The sequence below is a fragment of the Algoriphagus pacificus genome (genome assembly GCF_017254845.1).
In the GTDB taxonomy this organism is placed as follows: Bacteria; Bacteroidota; Bacteroidia; order Cytophagales; family Cyclobacteriaceae; genus Algoriphagus; species Algoriphagus pacificus.
Genome location: NZ_JAFKCU010000005.1, coordinates 144,217 through 165,296, shown reverse-complemented (window position 1 = coordinate 165,296; position 21,080 = coordinate 144,217). Strand labels below are relative to the sequence as shown.

Sequence of the window (21,080 nt, the reverse complement as noted above, 5' to 3'; positions counted from 1 at the left end):
TTTGAGTAAATTGAAATTGAGAAAAGTTGCTTAATCCCAAAAATGGCAAGTCTCAGACTTGCCGTTTTTCTTCTTATTAGGTGCCTTTAACTTGTTCTTTTAAAAAAACTGAAATATATGAATCAATTTATGGACTGGATTACCCAACCTTGGCCATGGTATGTAGCAGGCCCGCTCATTGGTCTAACAGTGCCGACCTTGCTGTTGGTGGGGAATAAAACCTTTGGGATCTCCTCTTCCTTGCGTCATGCCTGTGCCATCTGCGTACCGGCTGGTATTCCTTTTTTCACCTACAACTGGAAAAAGGAAATGTGGAATCTCATGTTTGTTTTGGGAGTATTGATTGGGGGATTTCTAGCCACTCAATTTATCTCAAATCCAAATGAGATTGTAATTGCAGAACAAACCAAAGCAGATCTAAATGCTATTGGCATCAGCAGTTTCTCAGGATTAATGCCTTCTGATATTTTCACATGGTCTAACCTCTTCACAGCAAAAGGGCTTTTGTTCTTTGTGATTGGAGGTTTTATGGTAGGTTTCGGAACGCGCTATGCGGGAGGATGTACTTCGGGACATGCGATTATGGGGATCAGCTCCCTTCAGTGGCCTTCTCTAGTGGCTACTATCTTCTTTATGTTGGGAGGCTTTTTGATGACCCATCTTATGATGGAGCCTTTGATGAAACTTGTGGGATTTTAAACTGATAGGAAATGCAAGTAGTAGAAAAAGATATAAAAGCTGAAGTTTGTGATGCACCAAACTCTCAGGAAAATATAGAGAAAGGCCTTGCTTTGGTGAAGTATATCATCATTGGTATTCTCTTCGGGATCATATTTGTCAAAGCTGAAATCATTTCCTGGTTCAGAATTCAGGAGATGTTCAGACTGCAGTCCTTCCATATGTATGGAGTAATCGGTTCTGCAATTGTCACTGGAATTATTTCGATTCAGATCATCAAGCGATTCGGGATCAAAACCATTTCAGGTGAGACTGTAAAGATTCCAAATAAAGAATTTAGAAAAGGTCAGATTATAGGAGGTTTTATCTTCGGCTTAGGTTGGGCAATTACCGGAGCTTGTCCTGGACCTTTGTTTGCTCAAATTGGAAGCGGATTTACGGTTGTTTTTGTCACCCTACTTTCAGCCATTGCAGGCACATGGGTTTATGGAAAGTTTTCAGACAAATTGCCGAATTAAAAATGCTTAAATATAGAAAAGCCGTTTTCTGTAAAGGAAAGCGGCTTTTTTATTCAAATACCTTTCTGATAATAAATCGGATCAAAAAAATAATACAGATGATTATGCTTCCTACAATGACAAATTCCATGGGCTAAATTTTATTGAATAACAGCAAAGGTCAAAAATAGTTTCAGCCTCCTTTCTCTTAAAATGAAGTCATTTTGAGCGAATCTTGCTAAATTTCGGAGCCTATCAACCTATCCTTACATGAACATCCTTTCCAAACGCAGAGTGGCCTTAGGGGCCTTTTTCTTTTTCGTAGGATTATGCTTTGCTTCCTGGGCTGCTAGAATACCGGATATTCAGGCAAAATTTGATTTGTCTGAAGGACAACTCGGTACTTTATTACTCTTCTTACCCATGGGTTCCGTAATTGGATTACCAATTGCCGGTTGGGCTGTTCACCAGTTTGGAAGCAGAATTGTGATCATGATCGGAGCATGTGCCTACGCGATGACCTTGCCATTAATTGGCTTGGCACCTAGCACTTGGTTATTGGTGCCCGTTTTGGTGCTATATGGAATGTTAGGAAACACCATGAATATTTCCCTGAATACTCAGGCTTTGGCTTTGGAAGATGAAATGGGAAAGAGCATCCTAGCCAGTTTTCATGGACTTTGGAGTATGGCAGGCTTTACAGGTGCAGGAATAGGGGCCTTAATGATTTTTCTAGGTTTATCACCAGCAGCCCACTATGGAATAGTAATGTTCATTTCATTTATCATTATCCTTTCTGCCCAGCGATATATTATCAAACAAAAAGCCACATCTAAAGAAGGTGGAATGGTGTTGAAAAAACCAGACGCCTTATTGATGCGGATCAGTTTGATCGCTTTTCTAGGTATGATGTGCGAGGGATGTATGTTTGACTGGTCGGGAGTTTATTTCAAAAAAGTAGTGCAGGCAGACCCTTCCCTGATTGCTTTGGGCTATGTGGCTTTTATGGGAACCATGGCCTCCGGAAGATTTATCACTGATAAAATCGCCGCGAGATATACCAAAGTTGCTGTGATCCAAGTAAGTGGTTTATTGATTTCTGCGGGTTTGGCTTTAGCAGTTTTATTTCCTACAGTTCCGATGGCAACTTTCGGATTTTTCTTAGTGGGTTTTGGAGTGGCATCAATTATTCCACTTTCATACAGTATTGCTGGGAGATCGAAACTTTACACTCCAAGTGTTGCATTGGCTATTGTATCGACTATTTCCTTTTTTGGTTTTTTGCTGGGACCTCCCTTGATCGGGTTCATTGCCGATTTATTTAACCTGAAAATATCATTTGCAATGGTTGCAGTAAGTGCTTTAGGAATCACTTTGCTGTCCAGTTTCAGAAAAGCAGTTTTCTTAATACCTCCGAAAGTCAAAACTGTAAAAGCTTCATGAGCCACTCCTCCAGTTTTCAGCATGAAAAGGATTTTGAAATCGGATCATTTCAGGTGCATCCCGATGGAAAAATCCGGTTGACTAGTCTGGCGGATCTTTTTCAGGAAACTTCCTGGTCTCATGCAGATTCTGCGGATTTCGGAAGGAACCTTCTGGAAAATCAACAAATGTGGGTACTTGCCAGGTTGGATTTTCATTGTTTTGATCTTCCCACTTGGGGTCAAAAAGTGAAGGTTTTTACTGCAGGAAGAGGAGTAGAGAAGCTATTTGCTTTTCGTGAGTTTTTAATTACTGATGAAGACGATAAAGTCCTAGCACAGTGTATGTCTTCCTACCTTTTGCTAAATACTGAAAGCAAAAGACCTATGCGTCCAGAGGTTGTTTTGCCGGCACATCTATTTGATCCCTTGGAAAGGCCCGAGTGGCAACCTGATAAAGTTAAAATTCAGGGAGAGCTTATCGCTAAAGAATTGGTTCGGGTGCGCTATTCTGATTTGGATCTTTATGATCATGTGAACAATACCAGTTATATTCTTTGGGTAGAAAACATCCTTCGAGAAAAGGGCATTGATTTCAGTCAGTTCCTCATCAATTTCCAAGCGGAATGTAGGCTTGGAGATTTGGTTGAATTAGAAATGTTTCAAAGCCTTAATGAATTTTTGTTCCAAGGAAAAATCGGAGAAAAACTCGTTTTTTTGGCTTCTGCCAGTTAATATTAGTAAGTCAAGCAGCAGATGTGATTCTTGTCACAGCTTTTCAATCATTCTTGGAGCATTTTTGTAGCTTGATAAAGCAATATGAAACAGCTAGGAAAACCCTTTCTACAGTTAATCACATTAATCAGTGGTTTATTGGTGCTTTCCAGTTTTCTGGTAGGGATCATCGTATTCATCTTATTTTTCTCTTTTTCTGGTGTTCAACTTCCTACTTTGGAAGAAGATGCGCCTCTTGTTTCTGCAATTCCAGAAACTCCAAAGCCAACTGCTTTAATGGATCCTGCTGGTATGTGGCAAGCTCCTGATTGGAGTAAAGTCGATGAATCTCCCGATGCAGATGCAATTAAATATGGAAAAGAACTCATCGCCAATACAGCCGAATATCTAGGCCCAAACGGAAAAGTTAAGAAGATCTCCAATGGCTTAAACTGTCAAAATTGCCACCTTCAGGCAGGAACGGTTCCTTTGGGAAATAACTACTCTGCAGTAGCCTCTACTTATCCCAAAGTCAGAGGAAGATCAGGTAAATCAGAGGATGTTGTCAGTAGAATCAACGGCTGTTTTGAAAGAAGTCTCAACGGCGATCCACTTCCTGCTGATAGTAAGGAAATGATTGCCATGGTTGCTTACATGAACTGGCTAGGAACAGGAGTTCCCAAAGGTGAAAAACCAAAAGGAGCTGGGATCTACGAAGTACCGTTGCTGGATAGAGCCGCTGACCCAGTGAAAGGTAAAACTATCTATGAACAGGAATGCGTGGTCTGTCATATGGCTGATGGACAAGGTCTTCCAAAACCTGATGGATCGGGATATACTTATCCACCACTTTGGGGAGACCATAGTTACAATCAAGGAGCTGGTCTTTTCAGAATGTCCAGGTTTGCTGGATATGTGAGAGCTAACATGCCTTTTGGGGCAACCTATGAAAACCCCATTCTAAGTGATGAGGAAGCTTGGGATGTTGCGGCTTATGTAAATAGTCTGGATAGGCCGAAAAAGGATTTTCCAAACGACTGGCCTGATATCTCTAAAAAACCAATGGATCACCCCTTTGGTCCATATGCCGATAGTTTCTCTGAGGAGCAGCACAAATTCGGTCCTTTCAAACCTATTCAAGAAGCTATAGCCAAACTAAAATGAGAAAGCTACTACTAGGATTATTCCTGGTACTACCTTTTCTCGCCATGGCTCAGGAAACTGAAAAAAAGCTAGAAATAGTACCGGATATCCATTTTCGTATATTTTGGATGAGCACCAGCTATCCGACTGACTTTAAAAATGATTTTGCCCTAGGTTCGAGTTTGAATTTAGGGACACAGATCACATTTGCCGAAAGGTTGAAATTCAGGATCGGATACCGAGTTTTTGGAAACCTTTGGAGTTCGGACCTTACGTCTCCAGATCCATTATCGGGTTTAGATAATCGCTACGAAGTAGGATTGTTTGACTTATTAAACCCAGAGGATAAGTTTTTTGGGAAGCTTGAAAGGTTGAGTTTATCCTATTCAAAAGATACTTGGGGAGTGACTCTCGGTCGGATGGATATTGAAACCGATTGGATCAATGGGCAGGATGGAAGATTGTCACCAACTTATGTGGAGGGAATTCATACTTGGATAAATCCGAACCCAAAATGGAAAATTGGGCTTTGGGGAATCAATCGCATGAGTGTCAGGGGATCTTCCAAATGGCTGGGAATAGGTGAGTCCATCGGAGTATTTCCAGTTGGAAGGGATGTGACAGGAGAGAGCTCTTTCTACCGAAATAACACTTCAAGTGACTGGATAGGAATTATGGAGTTGGCTTATCAAACCGAGAAATTAGGAAAGATCAGTTTATCTGAAACATTTGTCCAGAATATTTCAAACACACTCTGGGGAAAACTAGAGAAAGTCTGGCCAAATGATAATCCAGCTAAAAAATGGTTTTCTGGAATTCAGATCGGCTATCAGGTTGGAGTAGGGAATGGTGGAAATGATGATCCAAAACTCAGCTATAAAGATCCCTCAGACCAAAACTGGGTTCTTTCCGGCAAACTAGGATATGAAGTCAATAATTGGAATACTTCATTGAGCTTTACACATTTAGACGGACAAGGGCGATGGCTTAGTCCAAGAGAATGGGGGAAAGATGCTTGGTATACATTTATACCACGTGAGAGAAATGAAGGCATGGAAAGCCTTGATGCCCTAGTAGGGTATGTTGAATATAAAATTCCGGAAACTGGGCTAAGACCATACCTTCATATAGGTTTTCATTGGTTGCCTGATCTGGCTGATGCAGCAGCTAATAAGTATGGTTTCCCTTCCTACAGGCAAATTAATTTAGGTCTTAAATACAAACCTAAAAACAGAAAGGATTTGGATTTTCATATCATTCTGATGAACAAAGAAGCCTTAGGAAATGAGGCTCTTAGCCCAAGGCAGCGGTATAATAAGGTGGAAATGATACATATCAATGGAATAGTCAATTGGAGACCATTTCAATAAATTAGTATTTCCAATCAATAAATGAAGGCTGTATAGACCTATTTTGGAACAAATTAGGAATTACGGATTAATAGACAGACCTTTGACCCAGTCAGGAATTCACATAAACAACAGCATCCTGATCCTTGAAGTAAAGTTAGCGTTGATTATCAACCTGCTTAAGTAGCAAATTCAAGAGTTTTCCCTTACGATTACCTAGGTTTTAATTCTCTCCCTTTTCTACTTTTTTAATTCAACAATGGCCCAAGGCTATTTTTCGAATTAAAACCTGCAGTAAAAATCCTCCCAAACAGTACCTGTATCACTCAATTATTAACCAAAACAGTTCTCTATTAAAACTATAAGATTCTCAGAATCAAATCTATCAGATTTCTCTGTCGCCCTCAAATCTCGGGTTTATGGACATTTCAAAAATTCCAATAAATCAAAGTATGCCAACAAGGAAATGGTTTTTAAGACCGTCATCCTAATTTCTCTCTTTTTCGTCCCACAAATCTTGATTATTTCCGGTTTCGTAACTGAAACATGGCAATTATTTGGATGTTATATCCTGTCTGCCTTTGGAATGTCTGGCATCGGTATGGGTGTGATGCATGACGCTTGTCATGGATCTTATTCCAAAAGTCCATTTGTAAATAAAATGGTCAGCTATACCCTAAATATGGTTGGAGCCAGTTCTGAGGTATGGAGAATACAGCACAATGTCCTGCATCATAGTTATACCAATATCCATGAGCATGACGACGATATCAATGCTCCTTTCTTTTTGAGATTCTCTCCTGAAGCAGAGCAAAATAAATTACATAAATACCAGCACTTGTATGCTTGGTTTTTCTATTCTCTATCTACGCTTTCTTGGGTGACTGCCAAAGACTTTATCCGTCTGAAAAGGTATCATAAGAAGGGTTTGGTAAAAGGAGAGAATGGCTACAGAAATACGCTATGGACAATTATCGCTTGGAAGGTTGTCTATTTCGCATTCATTTTAGGTTTGCCTTTGTTATTTGCTCCATTTCCATTTTGGATGATTTTATTGGGATATGTCACGATGCACTTTGTGACTGGATTTATCATTACGATGGTTTTCCAGATTGCACATATTGTGGAGGACGTTAATTTCCCGGTTGCTGACGAAAACGGTACGGTAGAAGGCGAAAGAATCTTACATCAATTAGCTACTACTTGTAATTTTTCACCAAACTCGCGAATCATCACTTGGTTTGCCGGTGGATTGAATTACCAGGTAGAGCATCATTTATTCCCAGACATTTGTCACGTACATTATAAAGACATTGCTCCGATCGTAAAAGCCACAGCGGAGGAATTTAACGTGCCTTATTATTCCAAGCCCAATTTTTTCATGGCTGTTTTAGATCATTTTAAAATGCTCTACATACTCGGTAATACGCCGAAGTTGGAGCCACAAAAAGCTTGAAATAATGTATAATACAAGAAATAGAAATACAAACCCTAGTCCTGTCGCAAGACCCAACAGAGGTCCTAGACAAGTCCAGAAAAAGAAGGAGTCTACTTTGGACCCCAACTTATTGGTGAAAAAAGCCAGACCTACCGGACAGCAAGGTTTTCAGTCCAAAACCTCCTTCACCAGCCTTAATTTGGCTCAGGGAATTTTGAAAAACATGAAAGCAAAGGGCTATGAAAATATGACCAATATCCAGGAACAATCTGTTGCTGCTTTATTGGATGGAAGAGATCTTTTGGGGATTTCAAATACAGGTTCAGGTAAGACTGGAGCTTTTTTGATTCCTATCATTGAGCATGCGCTTCAGGATACAAGACAATTCACTGCATTGATCGTCACACCTACACGTGAACTAGCATTGCAGATCGAAGAGGAGTTTAAAAGCCTGAGCAAGGGCATGAACCTACATTCGGCCACCTTTATTGGAGGTACGAACATAAACACAGACATGAAGGCTTTGTCAAAGAAACTACATGTGATTGTAGGGACTCCGGGAAGGCTACTGGATCTGGCAGATAGAAGACTTCTAAAGCTAAACCAAGTAAAAACCTTGGTGCTGGATGAGTTTGATAGAATGTTGGATATGGGATTTGTCAATGATGTGAAAAAATTGGTAGGAGCCATGACGCAAAGAAATCAAACGATGTTGTTTTCGGCGACTTTGGAAGCTACTCAGAGAAATCTGATCAATAGCTTGCTCAATAATCCAGTAGAGGTAAAAATCAATTCTGGAGTTACCACCAACGAGAATATTGAACAAGGGATCATTCGTGTTCCTGAAGGCAAAGATAAGTTTATCATGCTGGCAGATCTTTTCAAAGACAAGGCTTTGGAAAAGGTGATCATTTTCACCGAAACCAAAAGACTAGCAGATAAGCTCAGCAAAAAACTAAATGAATCCGGAGTAAAATCAGGATTGATTCATGGAAATAAGTCTCAGAATTTTAGAAATAAAACCATTGAGCAATTCAAATCTGGTCAAACCAGAGTACTGGTAGCAACTGACGTAGCTGCCAGAGGTATAGACGTGGCTGATGTATCCCATGTGATCAACTATCAGCTGCCCATGACTATGGATAGCTATATACACAGAATCGGAAGGACTGGCAGGGCAGGTAAGACGGGTCATGCCATCACATTTGTCAACTAAACTAATTGTATGTCAAAAAATCAAAATAGCTTCATAAAGAAGCAAAAGGCAGAATTAAAAAGAAGAAAACAAAAAGAAAAATTTGAGAAAAAGTTAGAAAGAAAAGCACAGCCAAAAAGCGGTGATTTAGATGATATGATCGTCTACGTGGATCGCTTCGGTAATTTCACCGATACTCCTCCGGAAGAGGAGCCAGTAAAGAATACAAATCAAAATCAAAAAAATAAAAATTTAAGAACACCTAATTTAAAATCAAGAAATCATGAATGAAGGAACAGTAAAATTCTTTAACACTACAAAAGGCTTTGGATTTATCACACCATCTGACTCTGACGAGGATGTATTCGTACACCAGTCTGGTTTGGTACACGATATCCGTGAAAACGATAAAGTGAAATATGACTTAGTTCAAGGTAAAAAAGGCGTTAATGCTGTTAACGTTAAAGTGATCAAATAAAGAAAACAGGAATGGGTTCGCCCGAATCCGTTTACTTTTTGATACATAAACACCTACTTCAATCTGAGGTAGGTGTTTTTATTTATAGACTTTTAGAATTGCTTCAGGAGCTTTATCTGATTGGTAAGCGGCTTGTTTTGGGCCATTTCATCCAGATTAAATAGTGTAGTGGTGGCAATTTGCTCCAATGCCTCCCTTGTCAAAAATGCCTGATGACCTGTGATCAAAACATTCGGGAAAGTCATCAATCGGGAAATGTATTCATCCATCAAGATCTCTTCTGAAAGATTCCTGAAAAACAAATCCTCTTCTTGTTCATACACATCGATCCCCAAGTATCCGATTTTCTTGCTTTTCAGCCCTTTGATTGCTGCCTTTGTATCGATTAAGGCTCCTCGGCTAGTATTGATGAGCATCACACCATCTGGCATTTGTGAGATGGTCTGTGGGTTGATTAAATGTTTTGTGCCAGGAGTCAAAGGACAATGCAGGGAAATAATCTGGCTATCGGAAAGTAGCTCGTCTAGTGACATGTAATTCACCCCGATTTGTTTTAGCTCTTTGCTCTCAATTAAATCATAAGCCAAAACCGTACAGCCAAAACCCAAAGCAATTTTGCAGAAGGCTGTACCTATAGCTCCTGTTCCGATTACCCCAACTGTCTTACCGGCTAGATTAAAGCCTACCAGTCCTTCTAATGAAAAGTTATTGTCTCTGACCCGATTAAATGATTTATGGGTTTTGCGGCTCAATGATAAGATTAAAGCAAAAGCATGCTCAGCTACCGCCTCGGGACTGTAGGCAGGAACTCTGCAAATTTTAAAACCCAGTTCATCTGCGGTTTCTAGATTCACCTGATTATATCCTGCGCAGCGCAAGACTATCCTTTTGATTTTTAATTCTGCAAGCTTTCTTAAGACTGGCTCATCCAAATGGTCATTTACAAAAGCACAAACGGCATCATGACCTGCCGCTAATTTGGCAGTATCCAGATCTAATTTCGGCTCCAAAAAGGTGAATTGATGCTTGAAATGAGGTATTTGTTTGGTAAAGCTATCTTTGTCGTAAGATTTAGTACTGAAGAAAGCCACTTTCATCCTTATTCATTTTGAAGTTCATAAATCGAGAAACGAGTAAACTCTTCCTCAATCTCTGAATTTTCTGGCTCTTGTACCAATATTTTCTGATTTGGTAATGTTAAAATTATATTTCCCTTGATTCCTGGCAACTCAGAACCTACCTGAGTTCCATTCTTGAAAATGATAAGTCGCTGTTCTTCAGTGTCAAATTGACCGTTGTAGGGATCATCTTCTGAATTTCTTGCTTCAAACTCTGCTTCTGTAATTCCGGTAAAATACTGAAGTAGATATATTCCATTTCCTAAGTTGACTAACTTCTGGTTTTTTGCGGCCAATCGCTTGGAAGGCATTGTGCTTTCATCTGCTGGAGAAGTTTCAATGGAAACTGGATCATATCTGAGAAATTCAGAATAAGAAACCGGGATTCGGTTTTTTAAAGTCAAACCATCCAGATCGTAAACGAGAATTTCTGGATCTAAATTTTGAACTAACACCAACTCGTTTTTGCTATGATCTATGAAAAAGGTTTTGCCCATCAATTCTGGGAAAATACCTTGTGATTTGGTATAGATAGAGTTTTCATCATAGGGCACCACGGATTTTACATCACCAGTCTGGAGATTTAACTGATAGAAATTTTGTAGCGTGTCTTTACCCTCTTGATTTCTAATGAGATAACTCGCAGTTAGATAATTGCTGGGACCTACCAATAATAAAGTGGTATCATTCTTTTGGTAGTAGGGAGGGGTTCCTAAAGGCATATTCGCTCTGATCGGAAGAGGGGACTGAATCCTGTGAGAATACTCCATTTCGTAATCAGGATTATATGCTGCAAGCATAAACGGCAGTTCTACGATTCGCAAGTTATCAGGACCAAATCCAAGACCTATTGGGTTCCAAGTACCGTAAAGCTCGGGTCCTTCCCCTTTTCTATTGACCCTTTTTAGGATTTCTCCGGAAGGTGAGATTTCCAAAATATCATCTTCAATGATAGAATAGCCTAAATAAATATTTTCCTCAGGGCTAAAATCCCTGATAACAACACGGGTGAAATTGTCTACCTGAAAGGAATCTACTTTTACAAGGTTGTAATTTATGCTTTCCTGTGATTCTGTTTTCTCATCGCTGGTGGAGGAAGAGCAACCAATAAATAATACTGAAAGAGTGAGTACAAGAATGGGGGATAAGGCGTTTGTGGTTTTCATTTATTTTTATTTCGTAGATCTATGAAAATTTCGTTCAATATATATCTTTCCACCTTCAATCCCTAGTATTTACCTTTTTTTAAAGATTGGAATCCATATTCTAAGAAGACTTGGCATAATTTCACTATTCTGCCTAGATTAGTTTCAAAAAACCAATCAACATGAAAAAAATGTATAAAGGAATTCTAATGCTAGGCTTATTGGCCTTCTTTTCAGCCTGCAATGAAGAAAAAGAGGAAAAAAATATTATTGAAGAAGTAAAAGAAATTGAAATGGATAAAACAATGGAACCAGATTCCGTATTGAGACACGTTGTCATGTTTGGATTTAAAGAGACAACTTCTCCAGAGAAAATTCAGGAAGTAGTAGATGCTTTCAAAGCTTTACCAAGTAAGATTGAACAGATCAAAGGCTTTGAATACGGTACAAACAACAGTCCTGAAGGTCTAAATGATGGATTGACTCATGCATTTACCTTGACTTTTCATTCTGAAGAAGATCGTGCGATTTATCTTCCTCATCCAGATCACAAAGCTTTTGGCGAAGTGCTAGGAAATAGCTTGGAGAAAGTAGTGGTTGTCGATTATTGGACTCACTAATCATTGATCATAGGGCAAAGCGGAACCATCCGTTTTGCCTGTATTTTCCACTGTGAGCACTTCAGTTACCACAAAGTTGCTAGTACCACGCCAAGGCAACATCCCATTGAATTCTTTGTAACGAAGCTCCACGAATTTCCCAGAGGCTCTTTCTAATTGTTGGGCCACTTCCTCACTTTCCACACTGAACCTGAATTCGTTACTTTGGAGTCCTCCAGCTGTTGGACTTTGAAAACCTTCCTGAACAACTCTTCCCTCATAGGTTTTGAAAATCACACCTTTCTTCACAAAGTAATTGAGACTTCCGGCTTTCACGCCTTCACCGAAGACAAAATAGAATTTCCACCAAAAAAAGGCCAAGAAAATAACCAAGGCACTGATACCGAGAATCCAAGCGAACTTCTTCATAAAGTGATTTGTAAGGTTTATTAAATATAGAAAGTCGATGAATAAAATCGATTCTATTCCCAATATTTTGGTTTTATCTTGATTAAAATTTCAGAAATAAGTTCATGCAGTCAGATCTATTTGCAAGCCCAACTGAAAACTTACTTCCTTACGATGGAGAAGTTTTTTATTTCAAAAGCTTTTTGCCAAAAGAGGATGCCAATCGCTACCTGAATCTTCTGAAGCAGGAAATAGAATGGAAGCAAGAACCCATCAAGATTTTCGGGAAAGAAGTGATGCAGCCTAGGTTGACAGCTTTGTATGGCAATCCAAATAAGGTTTATAGGTATTCCGGAATAGAAATGCTTCCGCTTCCTTGGAATGATTTTTTGATGGACATAAAGGAAAGAATCGAAGGGATTGCACAAGCGGAGTTTACCCATGTGCTGCTAAATTATTACCGCGATGGACAGGATTCCATGGGCTGGCATCGAGACAATGAATTGAGTCTGGGAAAGACCCCAACTATTGCCTCTGTAAGTTTTGGAGCTGTAAGGGAATTTCAAATGAGATACTACCAAGACAAAAGTAAGAAGGTAAAATTACCCTTGGAGGATGGAAGTTTGTTGCTTATGTCAGGCCTCAGCCAGCAATTTTGGGAGCATCAGATCCCAAAAACAAGCAAGTCACTTCCTGCTCGGATCAATCTTACTTTTAGAAAAATTATTACCTAGGGAATTGCTTAGAAGATGATTGCATCCTTGAGCATTGTCAAATACTCCACCATAAGAGGTTTCTCGATGTATTCGATAACCGTATCATAGTTTAGAGCTTTCCTCTTGTCTTCAATATTTACTGAGGAAGAAATCAAAATAACTTTGAATCGCTTGGGGAGCTTCAAAGTTTCTAAATAGTCCAGCACATCCCAGCCATCAATTCCTTCCATGTAGATATCCAAAAAAATCAACAGGTTGTTTGTTGAATCAAGATGTTTTTGCTTGATATAGTCGATGGCTTCCTCACCGCTGGAAACACAAACTGGGCCGTAATGAAATTCAGATTTTTCAGCTAATTTCTTGTGGAGAAACTGAAATTGCAGATCGTCATCTACGATTAAAAGGTCAAAATTCATTAGTCTAGGTCTATCTTTTCAAATATATAAAGCTTCATTTGTTTTCGAAGAAATTTTCCTAACAATTCCATCAAGTTCGTTAGCAGAATTCGTAACTATAGAAAGATAATTAGAAACTTCCTCATCCAGGTCTTCTACTTCCTCCAAAATATTGATAATTCCCATCATCCTTGCTAAAGGCGCACGGACCACGTGAGATTGAATCCAAGCAATCTCTTTGAAAATCTCATTTTGTTTTAAGATAGCAGCCAAATTATTGATTTGATCTGTGACATCTCTTAAAAATACGATTGCGACCGGTTTTCCATCCAATTCATCAGGAATAACAGAGGTTTCCATGATACGAACTTCATCATCTTTCCTTTTTATTTCCATCTGAAATATTTGTTTTTCTTTCTCGAGAACTTTTTTTCGGATTTGAACATATTTGTCAAATTCGAAATTTTTGAGGAGTGATTTTATATTCATACTTAGAATTTCACCTCTAGAATAGCCAAGGTTTTTCTCACTCGCAGGATTACATTCTATGAAGTCCGAAGGTCCATTTTCGTCCACATACATCATTAATATGCTGTCTAAATTAGCCTCAAAAAGTAGCTTGTATTTTTGTTCGTTCTTTTCGGCTAACTTATTGGCTACTAGTAAATTTGATGTTTTTACCTTGATTTTTTCTTCCAGTATTTCATTTTGAACCTTTGTTTGATCAAGCAGGAATTTCGTGACCAAATGATTTTTCACTCTTAAAATTACTTCGTTGAAATCGTAGGGCTTGGTGAGAAAATCACTTGCACCTAATTCTAAAGCTTTCTTTTTAGTAGCAGGGATAGTATCTGCAGTTAGAATGATGACTGGATAAAAAGGTTCGTTGGAGTTTGGATCATTTCTTTCATTGAGAAAATCAAACCCTGAAATATGTGGCATCATCAGATCAAGAAGGAGAAGATCTGGTTTTTCTTTTTCCAATTTTTCCTTCAATTCGCGCTCGTCAGTTGTAGACCAGATATTTATAAATCCAGCGATTTCCAGAATGTTTTCTAATAAAATCACATTGTTAATTTTATCATCAACAATAAAGATTTTGGACATTAGGATATCTTTTTTGTGTTGAGCCTGAAAATCTTTCATGATAAATAATCTTCAAATATTTTAACCATATTATTCACATTGATTGGCTTAGTCACGTAATGTTCAGCCCCTTTTTTAATCATAGCTTCAATTTGCTTGGCTGTTGCATCAGCACTGACAATTACAACCGGGATATCTTTCAAATCTTGATCTGATTTCAAAGTATCTAAAATTTCAGAACCATGAATATCTGGGAGATTTAAGTCCAGTAAGATGAGAGAGGGATGGTATTCTTTTGCTAGTGATATAGCCTCTTTTTTGCCCATTACGGGATGAACATGGCATTGTGGTTTGACATGGTGCAAGAGTTCGCTGATGAGTTCAATATTGGTATTGTTGTCTTCAATCAGCAATAAGTGATGCATGTCAGATCCCCCATTTTTAAATGGCTCGGATTCAATTTCTTTTTCTAATGTTTCAAAAGATTCTGTTGCGATTGGAAGTTCGATCCAAAAATCGCTTCCTTTTCCTATTTCACTGGTAACTCCAACTTTAGCCTGCATCAAATTAGCAAGCTTTTCTACAACTGATAGGCCCAGACCTGTGCCTTCGATGTTTGAATTGTTATTGCCAGCTCTTTCAAAAGGTTTGAAAAGTTTAGGCAAATCTTCTTCTGAAATACCTACACCGGTATCTTTAATATGTACTTTGATTTTATTTTCAGGTACTTCTTCAAAGTCAATCGTTACAGTCCCATTTTCTTTATTATACTTAATTGCATTATTGATAAGGTTAATAAAGATTTGCTTTAATCTTTGGAGGTCAGCTTTTACATAAATAAAATCTGTTTGCGAACTAGGGTAGTGGACAGAGACAGATTTTGAAATTGCAGCTGGCATTATAGATTCTGCTACTTCTTCAATTAGGTTGTTTAGCTCCAAAGTTTCCAAAGAAACTGTTACCATTCCAGATTCTATCCTTGAGATATCAAGGATCTCATTAATCAAATTGAGTAGGTGATCTCCACTTTTTAGAATAAAATCCAAGTTTCTTTTTTGATTTGCTTTTAGGTCCGTAAACTCCAACAACTGGGCAAAGCCAAGAATAGAATTCATTGGAGTTCTAAGTTCATGACTCATTCTTGAGAGAAATTCACTTTTAGCTTGATTGGCAAATTCTGCTTCTAGTTGGGCTTTCTTTAGTTCTAGATTTGAATTTTTGAGTTCCTCTGTCCTTGCTTCAATCCGCTTTTCCAGAGATAGATTCAATTCAAGGATTTGATTTTCGAAGGCTTTTTGTTCCGTTACATCTTGAATGATTACCATCAATTTAATGATATCATTTCTCTCATTTTGGATCGGGGTGATGGTTACATTTTTCCATAGGGTTTCAGAGGAGCTATTCTTTTTATATTCACATTCAATGGTGAATGGGATTCCAGAATTAAGGTGAGCCCATAATTCCTCTTTTTTCAACCTATTGGAATAGATGTTTGAAATAAAGCTTAAAGGAGTTCCTAATATTTTTTCAGTGTCTTCCTCAATTAAACTACTATAAGCAGAATTAAGGTATTCTATTTCTCCTTCAAGATCAGTAATCACAATCGCCACAGGGCTTTGTTCTACAGCCTGGGATAATTTTTTGATTTCAAGTTCAGATTTCTTTCTTTCAGTTATTTCCCGGACAAACCTCAACACCTTTTTTGGGGACATGGCAATGATTCGGGATTCAAAGAATCTCTTTTCATGCCCAATCATTCCGGGGTATTCATAGGTTTCTACCTTACCACTTGCTAAAGCCGCTTGGATTTTTGAAAGATGCAAATCAGCTTCTTTCTCTTGGAAAGCTTCTCTGATGTTTTTCCCAACCAGATAGCTATAATCCCCAATTTCATTATGAATTGTGGAGCTATAATACTCTAAATAATTGCCATCTTCATCCATTACATAAAGGATGTCAGGTATTGCTTCAACAATTGCTTGGAGACGATCATTTTGATCTTTTATCTGTTTTTCTTGAATTTTTCTCTCTGTAATATCATTGTCGACGCCCAATACTTTGATCGTGTTACCATCCTCATCTCTTACAGCTACCCCATGTGTTGCTACCCATATTATTTCGCCGTTTTTCTTTTGGATTGGGTTTTCGATATCCAATATACCAAGAGCACTTTCAATTTTATTTTTTCCTAGAGAAGTAAACTCTTCCCTAAGCGATGGAGGAAAAAGGTCGAAGAAATATTTCTTATTGATAATTTCATCTGGATGGTAGCCAAAAATTCTTTCACAAGCCGGACTCATATAGGTAAATAAGCCATCTTTATTAGTTTCCCATACTACAGATCCACTGTGATCGGTTACCTGGATCAGCCTCCTTTCACTTTCTTCAAGTTTTTGCTGGGTTTTTTTCCGGTCTGTAATATCAATCCCTACACATTGCATCTCAAAGGGAATTCCATAACTGTCCGTAATACAGGTGAATTCCCAAATCGTGGTTAGGATATTTCCGTCTTTTCCAGGTTTATCTAATTCTACCTGGACAACGCTACCTGGTGATTCTAAACATTTGAATACGGCCTCTCTCGTTCTTTCGTGGTGATACTCACAAATGCTGACAAGTGAATTTGAATCTTTTAAATCATTTGAAAAACAATGGGAAAAATCTCTTTCGAATTTATTGTTCCAAAAAGTATGAATACCATTCAGGTCAGTTCTGATGATGTAATTAGTCTGCGAATCAATTAAGCTTCTCAGTCTTTTTTCACTTTCAATTAATTTAATTTCTGACTCTTTCCTTTTGCTGATATCCACTCCCATGCACTGGATTTCACTAGGAATTCCTTTCTCATCAACTAATGCAGAATATTCGGCTAATACCGTCACTGTTTTTCCGTCTTTTCCAGGTTTATCCAATTCAACAGAAAATATTTTACCTGGATTTTCAAGACAATTAGCTAATGCTTCCTTAGCTCTTTCGTGGTGATAATCACAGATAAAATCAAATACATTGATTGGCTGTTCTTTAGGGAATTTCTGGATCAACCAACTGAACTCATCTTCATATTTTTGATTCCAATATTTCTTGATCCCCTTAAGATCTGTCCTTAGAACAAAACTCGTTTGAGAGTTGACTAAATTTCTCAACCTGCTTTCATTGTTCTTTATCTGAATGAGATTTTCGTTCGCCTCAAGGTGTTGATCCAATGTATTAGTAATGGTTTTAATCAAAGAATATTCTTCAATTAAGAATTTTTTATGATCTGGGATATAGACTTGTAGAAGACCCAAAGCTTCTCCCTTTATTTTAATTGGTTCCTCAATGCTCTTATTACTTTCCTGAAAATTAGGAGAAGTAAAAGTTTGATTCTTGTATATCAATCGAGCTGAAGTTTCCTCAGGGATCAGGAATCCAGGAGGAATAATATCAACTATTTTTTGGAATATCTCTGCTTCCGATAGAGAACCCTGGTTTGTAAAAGAGGAAACTTTATAGATAGTATTTAATTCCTTGATTCTTTCTTTTAAGTCTCTCTCACGGTTTAATCGCGTGATCACATTTGCAATGATCCCGGAGAAGATGTTTAAAAGATTGATTTCATTTTCTGAATATTTATGGATTTTTTTGACTGAATCCAAGCCTATAAAACCGAGGCAATGTTGGTTATCCATGATTGGCATAGTCATCAAACTTTGAATGCCTTGTGGTTCTAATATTTGCCAGAGAATTTCTTCCTGATTTAGATCCTGAACATTCTCAACATACAAATATTCACCAGTTAGGTGCTTTCCAGTCCAATCTTCTAACCCTTCCAGAGGAATATTTTGAAGATGCTCGATCTGAGGCTCGATACCTTCAGCACACCATTCATATGTATTTGTACAGGTTTTTTCTTGCCAATTGTAATCAAAAATATACATCCTGTCTGCTTCTACATATTCTCCCAGTTTTTTGAGTGATTTTTGGATAGTCAATGGAAGCTTTTCCTCTGGAATATTCATGTAGGAGGTGGAAGTAGATACCATCAACTTTAATAACTCCTTTTGCTGCTCTACTTTCTTCTCTGCTTTAATTTGACTCGTGATATCGATAAAGGAATTAAAGATCTGATAGGGCTTTGATTCCCCTGGTCGAAATTCAGGAGTAGTATTGGATTGTACCCAGGTATAGGAATCCTTTTTCTTATTGTAAAAACCTAGGATAGATTTTTCAACTGCATTTCCAGTGTTTAAGGCTATAATATGGGGGTACTTTTCTAATGGTAAAAAACTACCATCAAGCTGAATGACTTGATTTGGGCGGAAATTAAAGGGCCTCCCAATAATTTTTTCCGGATCAAAATCCAAGATCTTTTCAGCGGCAGGATTGGCATAAATAATATCACCACATTCATTTTGAATCAGTATACCCTCTGGCATTTTGTCGAAAAGCGATGAAAATTTATTGTACCCTACATTAGATTGGTTTTCGGTTTTACCTTCTTGGTTTGTGTTCTGAATATAGATAAAGGTCTTTTTCCCATGGTTTGAATCAAATTGGATAGGGTTGATTAAATAGCAAACGTTCTTACCATTTTTATCTAGAATCCAAGTCTCTTTTTGAACTGGGTTTTCAGATTCAATTTGTTGGACAAGGTCTTGAGAAAGAGGCAGTATCATTTGTAACTGCTCCTGTTTTGATTTATTTAAAAAAGTAATCTCATCTAATCCAGTAAGCTCAATAAAATACTTGTTTATAAAACTGATCTTATCAAGTTCCTCCGATATCACGATGACCCCTTGGTCAAGAGAGTTAAGTAGTTCAATTGATTTTAGTTCAAATTCCTTATTAGGATTTTCACTTAAAATAGGAAGGACCCTCACAAAAAATCCATTTTCAGCCCTGCTAAAATCATGTTTCAGGGTTTGGTTGGTTTGATGATTGAACTTAACTGTTTCAAAATAGTCTAGGGCATTTGAATTATAGAAATGTTCCAACTCATTTTTATCCAATTCTGGAAACATAGAAACATAAGAGCCATTCCATTCCGAATTAGGTGTTTTTAAAAAATCATTTGCCTTCTGATTTAAATAGATTGTTTGGCTTTTAGCCGAAATAAAGAATGCAATTGTTTTAAATAAACTAAGTGACTGCTGTATTATTTGAATGGATTCTTTATTTGGAATAGCCGAATCTGTGTCTTGAATATTCATTTTCTCATTTTATAATAGAAGTCTTTTTCAAAATTATATTCTGATTAAGTCTTCATTCTGAATGCAAAAGCAAATATAAGTAAGTTTTATAGAATAATCTTTTGTAACATTTGTCACATACGAGTCATGTGAAATAGCTGTGAAATGGAAATTCAATATTTTCGAAAGTCTCAGCTAAAAAATTATATTTTTATATAGAAATAGTTATATTTTTGAATTTAAGTTTTTTTAAAAAAAATAAAAAAAAGCCCAGATTGCTCCGGGCTTCTGTCCTCTATTCAAAAAAACTAATCAACCAACCAAAGATAATCGCCGTAACCTGCGGCTTCCATTTCTTCTTTCGGAATAAATTTCATCGCAGCTGAATTCATGCAATAGCGCAAATTAGTAGGGTTTGGACCGTCATAAAATACATGACCCAAATGGCTGTCTCCCAACTTACTTCTAACTTCTACTCTCATCATTCCCGCAGAACGATCTACCGGCTTTTCTATAATTCTGGCATCTATCGGTTTGGTGAAACTTGGCCAACCAGAACCAGATTCATATTTGTCTTTTGAACTGAAAAGCGGAGCACCTGTCACGATATCTACATAGATTCCGGCTTTCTTATTGTCATTGTATTCATTTTGGAATGCATATTCTGTAGCCTCCTCCATGGTTACCTCGTATTGCAAATCCGTCAATTTAGATTTCAATTCTGCTTTGGATGGAGCAGGGTATTTCTTTTCTGACAACTCAGGCCAGTGTTTCTTTATGAAAGCGTCTCTTCCACTTCCGTTTCTATAAGCATAATATTCCTTAGGATTCTTTTTGTAATAATCCTGGTGATAATCCTCTGCTGGATAGAAATTGGTATACTTGATAATCGGGGTTGCGATAGGCTTATCGAACTTACCTGATGCATCCAATGCTTTTTTAGATTCTTCAGCTACTTTCTTTTGCTCAGCATCATGGTAAAATATTGCTGATTCATACTGACTTCCTCTATCATAAAACGATCCTCCTACATCGGTAGGATCAAAAGTTTGCCAGAAAATATCTACTAATTCTGAATAACTGATTACTTCAGGATCAAAGGCAATCTGTACAGATTCTCTATGGGAAGTAGATCCGCTGCTGACTTCACCATAGGTTGGATTTTTCTCTTTTCCTCCTGAATAGCCTGAAGTCACGGCAATTACGCCATCGATTCCTTCGAAAGGAGCCTCAACGCACCAAAAACAGCCACCAGCAAAAGTGGCAAGTTCTGTATCGCCTTTGTAAGCAGCTACTTTTTCCATATCAGTACTGCTCTCGTTCTCCTTGCTTTCTGCAGGAGCATTCCCGCATGCAGTCAAAAGCAGAGCTACTGCTGCACTTAGAAGTTTTGAAGACATAGTGTTAAAATATTTCATGGGTTGTATGAATGATTAAGTGGTAGTTCTAAACTACCTCTGATTAATAAACTGAATTAATTGAGTTCTGTTTGGTTTTATTATGTTAATTCAATTTTTCCAGTTCTAGTTTCA

The 21,080-nt window shown here is 37.8% G+C and carries 19 protein-coding genes; 12 read left to right on the top strand and 7 right to left on the bottom strand.

Translation table 11 applies throughout. The annotated features are described in order from the left end of the window. Window positions 1-117: 117 nt before the first annotated feature. The 10 genes from J0A69_RS18250 to J0A69_RS18205 all read left to right on the top strand — a co-directional run bounded on the left by J0A69_RS18250 (window position 118) and on the right by J0A69_RS18205 (window position 8,913). Entirely contained in the window at window positions 118-699 is a 582-nt protein-coding gene (locus J0A69_RS18250) for a YeeE/YedE family protein (RefSeq protein WP_206588061.1), read from the top strand. Window positions 700-710: 11 nt separating this feature from the next. Further along, window positions 711-1,196, top strand: a complete 486-nt coding sequence (locus J0A69_RS18245) for a DUF6691 family protein (protein WP_206588060.1) — start codon at window positions 711-713, stop codon at window positions 1,194-1,196. 249 nt (window positions 1,197-1,445) lie between these two features. Continuing rightward, window positions 1,446-2,618 carry an MFS transporter gene (locus tag J0A69_RS18240; RefSeq protein WP_206588059.1) on the top strand — a complete coding sequence of 391 codons (1,173 nt, stop codon included), beginning with the start codon at window positions 1,446-1,448 and terminating at the stop codon, window positions 2,616-2,618. Continuing rightward, window positions 2,615-3,331 (top strand): acyl-[acyl-carrier-protein] thioesterase, encoded by a 717-nt coding sequence (locus tag J0A69_RS18235; protein WP_206588058.1) that lies wholly within the window; start codon window positions 2,615-2,617, stop codon window positions 3,329-3,331. Before J0A69_RS18240 ends, J0A69_RS18235 begins: the two co-directional genes overlap by 4 nt. A gap of 84 nt (window positions 3,332-3,415) precedes the next feature. Further along, entirely contained in the window at window positions 3,416-4,474 is a 1,059-nt protein-coding gene (locus tag J0A69_RS18230; protein WP_206588057.1) for a c-type cytochrome, read from the top strand. Further along, window positions 4,471-5,823, top strand: coding sequence for a hypothetical protein (locus J0A69_RS18225; RefSeq protein WP_206588056.1), 1,353 nt, complete (start codon window positions 4,471-4,473; stop codon window positions 5,821-5,823). Before J0A69_RS18230 ends, J0A69_RS18225 begins: the two co-directional genes overlap by 4 nt. A 496-nt stretch (window positions 5,824-6,319) precedes the next feature. Next, a complete protein-coding gene (locus J0A69_RS18220; RefSeq protein WP_236032996.1) occupies window positions 6,320-7,258 on the top strand; it encodes a fatty acid desaturase family protein in 939 nt (312 codons plus the stop codon). A gap of 4 nt (window positions 7,259-7,262) precedes the next feature. Then, window positions 7,263-8,456, top strand: coding sequence for a DEAD/DEAH box helicase (locus J0A69_RS18215; RefSeq protein ID WP_206588054.1), 1,194 nt, complete (start codon window positions 7,263-7,265; stop codon window positions 8,454-8,456). A 9-nt stretch (window positions 8,457-8,465) separates the two neighbouring features. Next, window positions 8,466-8,726 (top strand): cold-shock protein, encoded by a 261-nt coding sequence (locus J0A69_RS18210; protein WP_206588053.1) that lies wholly within the window; start codon window positions 8,466-8,468, stop codon window positions 8,724-8,726. Continuing rightward, window positions 8,719-8,913 (top strand): cold-shock protein, encoded by a 195-nt coding sequence (locus tag J0A69_RS18205; RefSeq protein ID WP_206588052.1) that lies wholly within the window; start codon window positions 8,719-8,721, stop codon window positions 8,911-8,913. The genes J0A69_RS18210 and J0A69_RS18205 overlap by 8 nt, the downstream gene beginning before the upstream one ends. A 92-nt stretch (window positions 8,914-9,005) precedes the next feature. Here J0A69_RS18205 and J0A69_RS18200 read toward each other — a convergent pair whose 3' ends face one another. Together J0A69_RS18200 and J0A69_RS18195 are read right to left on the bottom strand one after the other, a co-directional pair. Then, entirely contained in the window at window positions 9,006-10,010 is a 1,005-nt protein-coding gene (locus tag J0A69_RS18200; RefSeq protein ID WP_206588051.1) for a 2-hydroxyacid dehydrogenase, read from the bottom strand. A 2-nt stretch (window positions 10,011-10,012) separates the two neighbouring features. After that, window positions 10,013-11,197 (bottom strand): hypothetical protein, encoded by a 1,185-nt coding sequence (locus J0A69_RS18195; RefSeq protein ID WP_206588050.1) that lies wholly within the window; start codon window positions 11,195-11,197, stop codon window positions 10,013-10,015. 161 nt (window positions 11,198-11,358) lie between these two features. On the opposite strand from J0A69_RS18195, the gene J0A69_RS18190 reads away from it, so the two are divergent. After that, window positions 11,359-11,796, top strand: a complete 438-nt coding sequence (locus tag J0A69_RS18190; protein ID WP_206588049.1) for a Dabb family protein — start codon at window positions 11,359-11,361, stop codon at window positions 11,794-11,796. Here the strand turns inward: J0A69_RS18190 and J0A69_RS18185 are convergent, their stop codons facing one another. Then, window positions 11,797-12,204: a hypothetical protein gene (locus tag J0A69_RS18185; protein ID WP_206588048.1), complete on the bottom strand. Its 408-nt coding sequence runs from the start codon at window positions 12,202-12,204 to the stop codon at window positions 11,797-11,799. Window positions 12,205-12,308: 104 nt separating this feature from the next. Here J0A69_RS18185 and J0A69_RS18180 point away from each other — a divergent pair, with 104 nt between their 5' ends. Further along, on the top strand, window positions 12,309-12,917 hold the full coding sequence (locus J0A69_RS18180; RefSeq protein WP_206588047.1) for an alpha-ketoglutarate-dependent dioxygenase AlkB family protein: 609 nt from the start codon (window positions 12,309-12,311) through the stop codon (window positions 12,915-12,917). Window positions 12,918-12,925: 8 nt separating this feature from the next. Here J0A69_RS18180 and J0A69_RS18175 read toward each other — a convergent pair whose 3' ends face one another. From J0A69_RS18175 to msrA, 4 genes are all read right to left on the bottom strand, one after another. Continuing rightward, window positions 12,926-13,315: a response regulator gene (locus J0A69_RS18175; RefSeq protein ID WP_206588046.1), complete on the bottom strand. Its 390-nt coding sequence runs from the start codon at window positions 13,313-13,315 to the stop codon at window positions 12,926-12,928. 18 nt (window positions 13,316-13,333) lie between these two features. Further along, window positions 13,334-14,401: a response regulator gene (locus J0A69_RS18170; protein ID WP_206588045.1), complete on the bottom strand. Its 1,068-nt coding sequence runs from the start codon at window positions 14,399-14,401 to the stop codon at window positions 13,334-13,336. Window positions 14,402-14,436: 35 nt separating this feature from the next. Next, a complete protein-coding gene (locus J0A69_RS18165; RefSeq protein WP_206588044.1) occupies window positions 14,437-19,569 on the bottom strand; it encodes a PAS domain S-box protein in 5,133 nt (1,710 codons plus the stop codon). A 287-nt stretch (window positions 19,570-19,856) separates the two neighbouring features. Beyond that, entirely contained in the window at window positions 19,857-20,966 is a 1,110-nt protein-coding gene (gene msrA, locus J0A69_RS18160; RefSeq protein WP_317194886.1) for a peptide-methionine (S)-S-oxide reductase MsrA, read from the bottom strand. Window positions 20,967-21,080 lie beyond the last annotated feature (114 nt).